We start from the raw sequence: 11689 nt of genomic DNA, 5'->3' as shown, positions 1-11689 counted from the left end.
TACAATTCCAGAATGCACATCGTACTCCCCGGTGCGCTGCCCGATCCCGGTGCGGCGACTGAACTCGCATCGCGTCTGGCCGAGGTCGCGCCCACCCTGGCGCGCTGGCTCGAGCGCGCGCGCGCCGAAACCCTGATCAGCCACGCCGCGGATACCCGCTGCACCCCGCTGGAGCACTGGCTGCTCGAAGCCCGCGGCTTCAGGGCGGCACACGCTCAGCATCTTAGCGCAGGACTGGGGCCGCTGCGCGCACCCGGCCTCACGGACGACGAGCCAATCTGGCTGGCCGAACTCACCCACATGGCGCCTTCGCGCGACGGCGCGGCGCTGCTGACGGCCGACACCCTCGACATCACCGACGCCCAGGCGCGGGCGCTGTTCGAATCGGCGCGCGACGCGCTCGAGGAAATCGGCATCGCGATGGACTACGGCGACCAGGGCCGGTGGCGCGTGCGCTGGCCCGAGGGCTTTACCCTGCCCTGTGCCAGCCCGGCCCTGGTCGCGGCCAGCTCGGTCAACGACTGGTGGCCGCAGGAGGACGCGGCCCGCCCCTGGCGGCGCCTGGTCAACTTCTTGCAAATGCAATGGCACGAGCACCCGGTCAATGTGGAGCGCGCACGCGCGGGCCGGGCGCCCATCAACAGCCTGTGGCTGTATGGGGGCGCACGCGCCAGCCAGCTCGCGCGACCCCTGCCGGACGACACCCGGATCCACGACGATTTATACGCGCCGGCCCTGGCTCAGGACTGGGGCGGCTGGCTCGAGGCACTGCGTGCGCTCGAAGCCGCGGTCTTTGCCCCGCAGCAAGAACGTCAACCCACGCTGGTGCTGACTGGACGGGAGCGCGTGGCCACCCTCGCCGCGCGGACGGGCTGGTTCGCTCGCCTGCGCAAAGACGACTGGAGGTCCTGGTGGTCCCACCCCTGATCCAGGCGCGGGCGGCTGATCCAGCGCGCGTCGCCGCCTTCATTCGCCAAGGGACCCACCCCCTGATGGCGCGCCTCTGGGCGGCGCGCGGCCTGGACGATCCGGCGACGGCCGCCGCCGGATGGGGCGCCATGATCCCGCCGGATCGCCTGACGCACGCGCGGCACGCGGCGGAGCTGCTGGCCGACGCGATCGCCCGCAACGACCGCCTCCTCATCGTGGCGGACTACGACTGCGACGGCGCGACCGCCTGCGCGGTGGCGCTGCGGGGGCTGCGCGCCATGGGCGCGTGCGTCGATTTCCTGGTGCCCAACCGCTTTGAAACCGGCTACGGCCTGTCGCCGGCGGTGGTCGAACTGGCCTGTGCGCACCCGGGCGGCAAGCCCGACCTCCTGGTGACGGTGGACAACGGCATTGCCAGCCTCGAAGGCGTGGCCGCGGCGCGGGCCGCCGGCATGGCGGTGATCGTGACCGATCATCACTTGCCCGGGGAGGCGCTGCCCGACGCGCTGGCGATCGTCAACCCGAACCAGCCCGGCTGCGGCTTTCCCTCAAAGGATCTTGCCGGCGTGGGCGTGATGTTCTATCTCTTGCTGGCGCTGCGCGCGGTGCTGCGCGAGCGCGGCGTCCTGGCTGCCAATGCGGGCCCGCGCCTGGAACAGCTCGCCGACCTGCTGGCGCTGGGCACGGTGGCCGATGTGGTGCGGCTGGATGCCAACAACCGGTTGCTGGTCGCCCAGGGGCTCAAGCGCATCCGCGAGGGCCGCATGCAGGCTGGGGTCCGGGCCCTGTTCGCCGTCTCGGGGCGTGAAGCGCGCAAGGCGGGTGCACAGGACCTGGGTTTCTTCCTCGGTCCTCGCATCAACGCCGCTGGCCGCCTCGCCGATATGAGCCTGGGAATTCGCTGCCTGCTGGAGGATGACGAAGGGCGCGCCATGGAACTGGCCCGCGAACTCGACGCCATGAACAGCCGGCGCCGCGACTTGGAATCCACCATGCGCGAACAGGCGCTGGCGAGCATCGACGCCGGAGCCCAGGCCCGTGCCGCCAGCGTTTGCGTCTACCAGCAAGACTGGCACCAGGGCGTCATCGGCCTGGTGGCGTCGCGCCTGAAGGAAACCTATGGGCGCCCCGCCCTGGCCTTCGCCCCCGCGGACGAGGGCGAGCTGCGCGGCTCGGGACGCTCGATTCCCGAGGTCCACCTGCGCGATGTGCTGGATCTGGTCTCCAAGCGCCTGCCCGAGGCCATCCTCAAGTTCGGCGGGCACGCCATGGCCGCCGGCCTGACGCTGCGCGCGGGCGCCTATCCGGATTTCGTCGAGCATTTCGACCAGGCGGTGCGTCGGCTCAGCGGCCGCGAGACATTCGAACCGCGGATCGACACCGATGGCTCGCTGGAGTCCGGTTATCTGAACGCCGAGGTCGCGGCGATGCTGCAGGCCCAGGTCTGGGGCTCGGGCTTCCCCGCGCCGGTGTTCCACGACACCTTCCGCGTCGTCCACCAGCGATTGCTCAAGGACAGGCACCTGAAGCTCTATCTCGAGCGCGGCGCACAGCGCATCGACGCCATCTGGTTCAATCACGACGCGCCCCTGCCCGAGCACATCGAGGCGGTCTACCGCCTCGAGCGCAACGAATGGGGCGGTCGCGCCGAGGCGCAACTGCTGATCGAGCACGCCCGCGGCGCGGGCCGGACGGACTGACTCAGGCGCGCCGGCCCGGCCAGGAAGCCAGCAGCAGCCCAAGCAGCGCGATGCCGAACGCAAGCGCCTGCAGGCCACTGAAGGACTCGCCCAACAGCACGACACCGGTCATCGCCGCGCCGATGGGCAGCATCACCGTGAACATGCCCGCGCGCGAGGCCGGCACGTGGCGCAGGCCCGTCATCCACAGCCACACCGTCCAGACACTCGCGGCCAGGCCATAGAACAGCAACAGGCCCCAGATCGGGGGGCTCACCGCGCCGAAATCAAAAGTCCAGGCGATGGCCAGGCCCGGCGGGAGCATCAGGACGAATCCCCAGAGGTTCACCATGGCGCTGATCCGCTTGGGCGAAAGTACGGCGGTGAGCCGCTTGCCGATCACCGCATACGAAGCCTCGCAGAGCACGGCGCCGAACAGCAGCGTATAGCCCAGCCAGCGTTCGGGGTTGGGGGCCTCGACCTCAGCGTGGGGGCGGGCCCAGGCCAGCAAGGCGATGCCCACCACCCCGCAGGCGACGGCGGCCCAGGTAGCCGGACGCACCTCCTCACGCAACACCACGCGGCTCAACAGGGCGACGACTGCCGGGATCGCCGACATGATCACGCCCGCGGCCACGGCGCTGCTGCGGCTGACGCCCAGCACCATGCAGACCGTGAACAGGAAGCTGCCCACGAAGGCTTCGAGGAAGATCAACAGGCGGGTGTGCCAGTCCAGCCGGGGCTCGGTGCCCGGTTTGCGCAGCCAGCGCAGCATGGCGATGCCACCGATGCCAAAACGCAGCCACCCCAGCAGGAACACCGGAAAGACGGCGGCCAACGGCTTGCTGAGCGCCACGTACGAACCAACGATGAACATGCTGCTGGCCAGACAGGCATAGGCCAGCAGCCTCGGAGACCGCGTCACGCGGCCGCCCGGCGCGACGACAGCACGATGCCGCCAATGATCAGGGCAAAGGCCAGGCCGTGATAGAGCCGCGGAATCTCGCCCAACAGCCCGAGCGACATGAGCGCGGCCATCAGCGGCGTGAGGTTGCTGAAGAACCCCGTGGTCGTCGGTCCCACACGCTGCACGCCGATGGTCCAGCACCGGAACGCGAGGATCGCAGGACCCACCGCCACGTAAAGAATGGTCAGCACCGCCGTCCAGCCCCATTCGATATACACGTCGACGGCCACCCATTCGACACCCGCCAGCACGCCCGACCAAACTGTGCCATAGGCGATCTGAGCCACCAGGAAACCCGCCCAATGAGCGCGCAAAGGGTCATCGGGATCGACGCGGGTGAGCTGCCAGCTATAAAAAGCAAAGCAAATCGTGGCCATCACCATCAGCAGATCCCCCGCCACGAACCGCAGCATCAGCAGATGCTGCCAACTGCCCTGGGATAGGACCACGGCGACCCCGGCCAGTGACAGCGCCGATCCCAGGACCTGTGCGCGCTGGACCGGCGTCCTGTAGAACACCCGTCCGACAATGAGCATCCAGATCGGCAAGCTGGCGGCCACCAGCGTCACGTTCACCGGCGATGAGGTGTGCAGCGCCAGATATTGCAGGCTGTTGTACATCCCCACCCCGAGCAGACCCAGCATGGAATAGCGCCGCCACTGCGGCCACAAACTCGAGCCGGCGCGCAACACCTGATAGCCCAGTGGCAGCAACAGGGCGAGGGCCACGAACCATCTCAGGAAATTCAGTGTGAACGGCGGAATGATCGACACGACGGCGCGACCCACGACGGCATTGCCCGCCCACATCAGGGGGGGGACCAGCAGCAGGATTGCGATCGATGGAGTGAGCTTTTGATTCATGCCGAATTCCGGGGCGGACCACGCTGCATTCTAAACCGGACGATTTACGCTTGACATAATGCGCCCCTTGCTTTATCCTTTAGCGCTTGATTCATCAGTGGTTTTTCAGTTCGGGCCGGACTTTGGCCCGTCTTTTGGGCCAGGTTGCATCGGCCCGCAACAACCGCCCACGCGCCTTGTGTGCGTCGCCCAACCCGATCGCCTCCTCGCGACACCGTACAGGCCCGCCGACTGCCGGCGGCATGGCGAACGGCGGCCGCTGATCGCCTGCCAACCCTCACCGGAGAAAGCCCCCTATGGCCAAAGAAGAACTGCTCGAGATGCACGGATCCGTCACCGAAGTCCTGCCCGACTCGCGATTCCGCGTGACGCTGGACAATGGGCACCCGGTGATCGCCTATACCGGCGGCAAGATGCGCAAGCACCACATCCGCATTCTGGCCGGCGACCAAGTCACGCTCGAGATGTCGCCCTACGACCTGAGCAAGGGCCGCATCACCTTCCGTCACCTGAACCGCACGGGTGGTGGCAGCCCGGGCCCGCGCCGCCGCCACTGATCCGTCGCGCGACTGGCAAGCGCGGGGACACCGACCGGGTAAGGCCCGCGCCAGCCGGCCCTAGTGACAATCGGGGACGACCTGGTCCAGATAAACTTCGAAGGCGATATCCCTCGCCTGTCCGGCCGTCAGCGCCGCCAAATGCCTGGGCGACGTCGCCTCGAGCAAGCCGCGCACGGCACCGGGGCGCGCCGCTGCCGTCACCCGCATGAGATCAACCTTTCGATAAGGCTCGAGCCGCGCGGAAAATTTCTTCCATTCGGGAAACGCCAGCAAGGCTTCCAGGAACGCCTGGTCGTGCACCATGGCATCGCACAGCCCCGTGCGCACACCCAACAAGGCATCGGTTGTCGAGGGGTAGATCTGCTCGATAGCTCCATACCGCGCCGCCAGTTCGCCCACATAGCGGCCGTCGGCTGCCAGACAGACCGTGCGACCCGACAAGGCACGCCAGTCATGGATGTCGGTGTCGGTGCGCAGGATCGCCAGAGGGCTCACCGAGTAGCCCAGCGCCACTGAGCGCACACTCTCGTCCAGGCTGGCCCCCTCGGCAACCACACCCAGCCAGCCTCCGAGCTTGCCGTCCGCCACCATGGCTGACCAGCGCGTCGGCTCCTCGACCGCGACCAGCGTACCCTGAGACCCGGCGACGTCGCGTCCCGCCAGCACCTCGATGCGCGCCGGCGTGCGCACCTTGGCCCCGGGCGCCGCGGCCGCCGGGATCCGGGCCACGCCGACGGCCTCGGCGGCACTCGCGCCCGCCAGGGGTCCGAGCGTGGCGAGCCCCAGTGCCGCGCACAGTGCCAGACCCGCGCGCAAGCCCCACGGGGCGGCAGAGCCGCGATTCATGGATATTCTCGTGATTGGCTGGTCAGACATATTGATAACGCAAGACCCTGCGCTTGATGTTTTCCAGAAATACCTGGTCGATCAGGGTCGCCAGCACCGCGATGGTGAGGATGTTGGCCATCACGCCGAGCATGTCCGCGGTTTCCCCGGAATATGCCAGCGAGCGACCCAGGCCCTGGCCAAAACCGATCAACATCTCGGCCGAGATCAGCGCACGCCAGGCATTGCCGAAGGCGAGTTGAGCGCCGGTGATCAACTCGGGCATCACCGCGGGCAAGTACACGCGCCGCAGCATATCCCAATGGCTCGCGCCCATGACGCGCGCCGCCGACACATGGGTCTGCAGCACGCTCTCGGTCGCATTCATGACCGAAAGCGCGGCGGGGAAGAACGCCGCCAGCGCGATGACCACGATGATCGGCAGATTGCCAAAACCCATCAGGATCAGAAACAGCGGGACCCAGGCGATCGAGGGGATGGACTGCAGGATGATGATCGCGGCCTTGAGCACCTCTCGAAAGAACAGCAGCAGGCCGCCCACCAGGCCAAAGCCGATGCCAAAGAGCAAGGCGAAGCCATAGCCCGCGCCCAAGCGCCCGAGGCTGCCGGACAGCGCCTGGCGAAACTCGGCGGACTGGATGTCCTGCCACAGGCGCTGTGCGACCGCCGGCACGCCCGGCATGAGGAAATCCGGCAGCGTCCAGGCGGCTGCCTGCCAAAACAGCAGGATGGCGGCCATGGCGATCAACATGGCGAGCTTGCGGGCAAGCGGCGATACGCGTTGTTTTCTGCTCATACAAATGAAGGCGGCCGGGCGCGCCCGGCCGGCCTTAGGCTCGTTCGAAACGTTCGATTATCGCATCCGATATCAGAGCTTGCGCGCCTGCTGCCACTCGAGATCGAGGATCGTGTCCACCTTGAAGGCGGAGCCGTCCTTGGTCTTGAGCGCACCTTGGGCCTGCATGATGTCGGCGACCTCTTGCATGCGCGCCAGATCGGCGGCATCCAGCGCGGCATTGAACGTCTGGGTGCGAATCGCCTGGCTGATGACCTGCTCGCGCGGCAGCTCGCCCTTTTCGAGGGTCTTGAGCGTGGGCTCGGCGATGAAGTAGCCGGCGATCAACTTGGCGGCCTCGTCGGGCTTGGATTGCAGCAGCTCGATGGCCTGCCGCTGGGCATCCAGGGATTTCCACACCTCGTCCTTTTTGGTGCGCAGCGTCTCGCCGGACGTGATGGTCACCATGCAGGGGAACGGCCAGACCTCGCCGATCTCATAGATCTGTTTGACCGGGGCGATGAGCTGCGCGATGCTTGCCTGCGGCTCGAACAGGAAGGCCGCGTCGACGCGCTTGCCCACCAGCGATTGCACGGCCACCTGCGGGCTGACGCCCAGAATCGACAGGTCGCTCGTCTCGAGGCCCGCGTCCTTCAGGACCACGCCCTTGAGAACGGTGTCGGCCGTGCTGCCCTCCTTTTGCGACGCCAGGGTCTTGCCCTTGAGGTCCTCGACCTTGTCGATCCCGGCGTCGTTGCGCGCCACCAGCGCGTGGTAGCCCCGCTGCGCGCCGCCGACGACTTTGAGGTCGGCGCCGCGCGAAGACCAGGAGGCCGCGTTGGTAAAGCCCAGGACGCCGGTGTCCAGTTGCCCGCCGACGATCGCCTTGATCAAGTCGGTGCCGGACTTGAATTCCACCAGTTGCACGTCCAGGCCCTGCTGCTTGTAGAAACCGCCCTCATATGCCGCGATCGCCTGCGCGTCGTCCATGACGCGGATATAGCCCACCTTGAAGGGCTCGGCGGCGACCGCCTGGGATGCCATGGCCAGCGCAGCCAGCGCCGGAACGAGAATACGGGTCAGTTTCATGCTGCAATTTCCTCGGAAGTAAATGTTTCGTCCTCGGTGCGCTCGGTTTCGATGCCCAGCAGGCCAAGGATTTCCCGGCGCAAGCCGGCGAAATCGGACAGGTCATGGGATTTCTCGCGCGCCGCGAGATTGAATTCCTTGAGCACGCGCGACGGGCGCTGACTGAAGACCACGATGCGGTCGGCCAGGAACAGCGCCTCATTCACGTCGTGTGTCACCAGCAGAACGGTGGGCCGGGTCTCGCGAATCAGGGCGCGCAGCGCATCCTGCAAGGTCATGCGCGTCAGGGCGTCCAGGGCACCGAACGGCTCGTCGAGCAGCAGCACCTCGGGCGCCGTGATGAAGGCTCGCGCCAAGGCGCAACGCTGGCGCATCCCGCCCGAGACCTGGTGCGGGAAATAATCCTCGAAACCCTTGAGCTTGACCTTTTCGAGCCACTGCACCGCCCGGGTGCGGGCCTCGGCGCGGCCGACCTTTTGCAGTTCGAGCGCCATGGACACGTTCTGCGCCAGCGTAAGCCAGGGATAAAGCGCGTTTTCCTGGAACATCAACATGCGGCTGGGGTCGGGCCCGGTGATGGGGCGCCCATCGGCCAGGACTTCGCCCTGCGAGACCTTCTCGAGGCCTGCGGCGAGATGCAGCAGCGTGGATTTTCCGCAACCCGACGGGCCGACCAGGGCGACCAGTTCACCGGGGGCGATGTCGCTCGAGAACTGCTCGACCACGCGCAGCGTTCCGAAATGCTTTTCAACGTTTTTGAAGGATAGATTCATGGTTCAACCCCTGTCGCGCCATGCCAGGGGCCGGGAAGCAGGGGAATTTCTATGTGCTGACAACAGCCATTTAACGGCCGATCTTATTACCAAACAACGAATTTATAATGATTTTTATATATCTAATGGTCATATGAAGAAGGCCACACCTCCCTCGAGCAGCCCCGGGAATACCGGCGGCGAAAGGCTTGCGCTACCATGGATGCACCGTCGCCCGCTTTGGAACGATCCTGCCATGCCCACCGCCGCCACCCCACCCCTCCCGCCCGCCATCGATCCCATTGAGGCGCTGGCGGCGCGGCACGCTGAGACGCGGCGGCACTGCGAGGCCCTGCGGCGGCTGGCCGCAGGCGGCGGCGCGGCCACCGGTGCCAAGCGCGCCGCGGAACTGCTGGCCTATTTCGACGGCCCGGCCCGCCAGGCACGCGAGGACCAGGAACAGGACTTGTTCCCGGCACTGATCGAATCCATGGCGGGATCCGATGCGGTCTGCCTGCGCGGCATGACAGAGGGCCTGCGCGCCGAGCGCGCTCGCCTGGACGGCATCTGGCGCGCGCGCATGCGCCCGGCGCTGGCGCAAATGGCGGCGGGCGCCCCGACCACCCTCGACGAGGCCGAGGCCGGCGCCTGGGCCGAGGATTTTCACCGCCACCTCCAGATGGCCGACGAGGAACTGCTGCCGATGGCGGCGCGCCTGCTCGCCGATGACGTCCTGGCCGAGCTCAGCGCACGCTGGCGCGAGGCGCAGGCCGCCCCGCGAGCCTGAATACCGCCCGCCCCCGGCGGCGGCACGGGGACGACGCGCCCGCCCGTGGCGGCGCGGCTAGCCTGCCGACCGCAGGTTCCTTGCCACCGCCCGCAGCAGACCCAGGAAGGTGATCGCCCAGGCCAGTATGGCCACGGCCAGGAAAAATTGCGGCAGGCCGGCCAGGAAGTCCAGATCCAGGGCGCGGCTCATCTCGAACGTGCAGGCCGCGTACATGCCCAAGGGAAACACCGCGCCCCAATACAGGGGATCATATTCGAACGGGAAGCGCTGCATCCCATAGCGCCAGACCCCCAGGAGCAGCAGCATCGGGATCCACCAGGTGCCGGTCGCCCAGTAGAAGACGGTGAATCCCTTGAGGAACGGCATCAGCGACACCAGGAACGGCGCATCGCCCGCGTTGAGGATCAGCAGCGATCCGGCCAGCGTCGAGATCGCCATCGCCCCCATATTGATCCAGTATGGCGGCGCCAGGTCGCCGGGCAACAGGCGAAAGAACGTATAGCGGTAAAAGATCAGCGACATCATCCAGATGTACAGCATGCCGCCCCACAACCACATCGACAGGGCCAGGAAGTTCAGTTCCAGCCGGTAGGGCTGACCGATGCGCGCGGCGACCAGCGCACTGGAGACCGCCACCGACTGGGTGGCCACCACCGCGAGCAGCCAGCCGCCGTTGATCCCCTTGTCCAGGGCCGGCTTGCTGGGCTTGACCGTCAGGGCCAGAAACACTGTGTACATCAGGCCCAGCCACAGCGCGACGCCCATCAACCACAGGACAAAGCCCGCCGGCAAATCGTCCCGCAGAACGATGAACTGGCTCGCCAGTACGCAGGTACCGGCCACCATGGTGAAATAGCCGGGACCCCGCAAATGATCGATCATGTCGCCGAAGAACCGTCCTGGATAGCGCGCCGCGCGCAGGACATAGAGCACCCAGAGCACGGCGTACTGCCCGATGTTCAGGTAAAACAGGGCGGCGGCGATCCACGGAAGACCCATCATGTGGGCGGCGAGCGAAATGATGCCCGTGGCCATCACCAGGCCGAAGTATCCCGGCGACAGGCCGGCAAGCGCGGACGACGGGCCGCCGGCCACCGGCGCCAATACCTCGCGCGCCGCCGCAGCGACCGGCAAGGCCGCGCGATCCTTGTCATCCCTTGAATTCATGCCCTTTCTCCCGCGGCCCGTGGCCCGCCGTGCGGCACCGGTGCCGCACGCGCTAAAATAGCGGATTGACCCCGCAAGTTCAATGCCCGCGCGGCCACCGCCGCGCGGCGCCCTCTCACAGGATGACCATGGAAGCCGAACGCCAGAACCAGATCAGCGCCCATATCGAGGACTACGCCGAGCGGCAGAGTCTCTTGCGGAGGTTTCTTTGACTACGATGCCAAGGCCGAGCGCCTGCACGTCGTCAACGCGGAACTGGAAAACCCCGATATCTGGAACGATCCCCAGCATGCCCAAGATCTGGGACGCGAGAAAAAAAGCCTCGAAACCACTGTGCACGCCCTGGCTGCGATCGAACGTGGGCTGAACGATGCGCGCGAGCTGTTCGAGCTCGCCAGCGCCGACGATGACGATGCCACGCTGGCGGCCATCGAGCAAGACTGCCATGCCTTGGGTGAACAGCTCGAGGCCCTCGAATTCCGCCGGATGTTCTCCAACCCCGCCGATCCGCTGAACTGCTTCGTCGACATCCAGGCGGGCGCCGGCGGCACCGAGGCCCAGGACTGGGCCTCCATGCTGTTGCGCCAGTACCTGCGCTACGGCGAGCACAAGGATTTCAAGATCCAGATCCTCGAAACCTCCGAGGGCGACGTGGCCGGCATCAAGTCGGCCACGATCAAGGTCGAGGGCGAATACGCCTATGGCCTGCTGCGCACCGAGACCGGCGTGCACCGGCTGGTGCGCAAGAGCCCCTTCGACTCGTCCAACGGGCGCCATACCTCGTTTGCCAGCGTCTTTGTCTATCCCGAGATCGACGACTCCTTCGAAGTCGAGATCAACCCGGCGGACCTGCGCATCGACACCTACCGCGCCAGCGGCGCCGGCGGCCAGCACATCAACAAGACCGACTCGGCGGTACGCATCACGCACGAGCCCACGGGAATCGTCGTGCAATGCCAGAACGACCGCTCGCAGCACCGCAACCGGGCCGAAGCCATGCAGATGCTGAAGTCCAGGCTCTACGAGCTCGAGATGCGCAACCGCCTGGCCGAGCAACAAAAGCTCGAGGACTCCAAAAGCGACGTGGGCTGGGGCCACCAGATCCGCTCCTACGTTCTGGATCAGAGCCGCATCAAGGACCTGCGCACCGGGGTCGAGATCTCCAACACGCAGAAAGTGCTGGACGGCGACCTCGACCCCTTCATTACCGCCAGTCTCAAACAAGGTGTCTAGGGCCACCCCGCGCGCCCCCCGCACCACGGGGGCGCGAT

At 66.8% G+C, this 11689-nt stretch carries 12 protein-coding genes; 5 read left to right on the top strand and 7 right to left on the bottom strand.

Annotated features, from left to right (window positions below):
- The first annotated feature begins 12 nt into the window (after nucleotides 1-12).
- Entirely contained in the window at nucleotides 13-927 is a 915-nt protein-coding gene (locus ABS761_RS13935) for a hypothetical protein (protein WP_350408942.1), read from the top strand.
- Nucleotides 912-2630 carry a single-stranded-DNA-specific exonuclease RecJ gene (gene recJ, locus ABS761_RS13930; protein ID WP_350408941.1) on the top strand — a complete coding sequence of 573 codons (1719 nt, stop codon included), beginning with the start codon at nucleotides 912-914 and terminating at the stop codon, nucleotides 2628-2630. Before ABS761_RS13935 ends, recJ begins: the two co-directional genes overlap by 16 nt.
- Before the next feature lies 1 nt (nucleotide 2631).
- On the opposite strand, the gene ABS761_RS13925 is transcribed toward recJ, so the two are convergent.
- Together ABS761_RS13925 and ABS761_RS13920 are read right to left on the bottom strand one after the other, a co-directional pair.
- Nucleotides 2632-3534, bottom strand: a complete 903-nt coding sequence (locus tag ABS761_RS13925; protein WP_350408940.1) for a DMT family transporter — start codon at nucleotides 3532-3534, stop codon at nucleotides 2632-2634.
- Complete coding sequence (locus ABS761_RS13920; protein WP_350408939.1) at nucleotides 3531-4439, bottom strand: DMT family transporter; 909 nt, start codon at nucleotides 4437-4439, stop codon at nucleotides 3531-3533. Before ABS761_RS13920 ends, ABS761_RS13925 begins: the two co-directional genes overlap by 4 nt.
- A 296-nt stretch (nucleotides 4440-4735) precedes the next feature.
- On the opposite strand from ABS761_RS13920, the gene infA reads away from it, so the two are divergent.
- Complete coding sequence (gene infA, locus ABS761_RS13915) at nucleotides 4736-4996, top strand: translation initiation factor IF-1 (RefSeq protein WP_350408938.1); 261 nt, start codon at nucleotides 4736-4738, stop codon at nucleotides 4994-4996.
- 60 nt (nucleotides 4997-5056) lie between these two features.
- Here the strand turns inward: infA and ABS761_RS13910 are convergent, their stop codons facing one another.
- The 4 genes from ABS761_RS13910 to ABS761_RS13895 form a co-directional block, all read right to left on the bottom strand.
- On the bottom strand, nucleotides 5057-5845 hold the full coding sequence (locus ABS761_RS13910; protein WP_350408937.1) for a type 2 periplasmic-binding domain-containing protein: 789 nt from the start codon (nucleotides 5843-5845) through the stop codon (nucleotides 5057-5059).
- Nucleotides 5846-5867: 22 nt separating this feature from the next.
- The gene (locus tag ABS761_RS13905; RefSeq protein WP_350408936.1) at nucleotides 5868-6641 is read right to left on the bottom strand and encodes an ABC transporter permease; all 774 of its coding nucleotides are present in this window, start codon (nucleotides 6639-6641) and stop codon (nucleotides 5868-5870) included.
- A 72-nt stretch (nucleotides 6642-6713) separates the two neighbouring features.
- A complete protein-coding gene (locus ABS761_RS13900; RefSeq protein ID WP_350408935.1) occupies nucleotides 6714-7709 on the bottom strand; it encodes an ABC transporter substrate-binding protein in 996 nt (331 codons plus the stop codon).
- Nucleotides 7706-8482 carry an ABC transporter ATP-binding protein gene (locus ABS761_RS13895; protein WP_350408934.1) on the bottom strand — a complete coding sequence of 259 codons (777 nt, stop codon included), beginning with the start codon at nucleotides 8480-8482 and terminating at the stop codon, nucleotides 7706-7708. Before ABS761_RS13895 ends, ABS761_RS13900 begins: the two co-directional genes overlap by 4 nt.
- Nucleotides 8483-8717: 235 nt before the next feature.
- Between ABS761_RS13895 and ABS761_RS13890 the strand changes: the two genes are divergently transcribed.
- The gene (locus ABS761_RS13890) at nucleotides 8718-9248 is read left to right on the top strand and encodes a hemerythrin domain-containing protein (protein WP_350408933.1); all 531 of its coding nucleotides are present in this window, start codon (nucleotides 8718-8720) and stop codon (nucleotides 9246-9248) included.
- A gap of 57 nt (nucleotides 9249-9305) precedes the next feature.
- Here ABS761_RS13890 and ABS761_RS13885 read toward each other — a convergent pair whose 3' ends face one another.
- A complete protein-coding gene (locus ABS761_RS13885; protein WP_350408932.1) occupies nucleotides 9306-10418 on the bottom strand; it encodes a tellurite resistance/C4-dicarboxylate transporter family protein in 1113 nt (370 codons plus the stop codon).
- 128 nt (nucleotides 10419-10546) lie between these two features.
- Between ABS761_RS13885 and prfB the strand changes: the two genes are divergently transcribed.
- Nucleotides 10547-11651 (top strand): peptide chain release factor 2 gene (prfB, locus tag ABS761_RS13880; RefSeq protein WP_350408931.1). Its coding sequence is split into 2 segments (ribosomal slippage): nucleotides 10547-10627 and nucleotides 10629-11651, totalling 1104 coding nucleotides; the frame shifts between segments, so codons are not numbered across the junction.
- Nucleotides 11652-11689: the final 38 nt, after the last annotated feature.

The organism is Castellaniella sp. GW247-6E4 (assembly GCF_040276065.1).
Lineage (GTDB): Bacteria > Pseudomonadota > Gammaproteobacteria > Burkholderiales > Burkholderiaceae_B > Castellaniella.
Note: the sequence above shows the minus strand (reverse complement) of the source record. Positions and strands in the feature narration are given on the sequence as shown.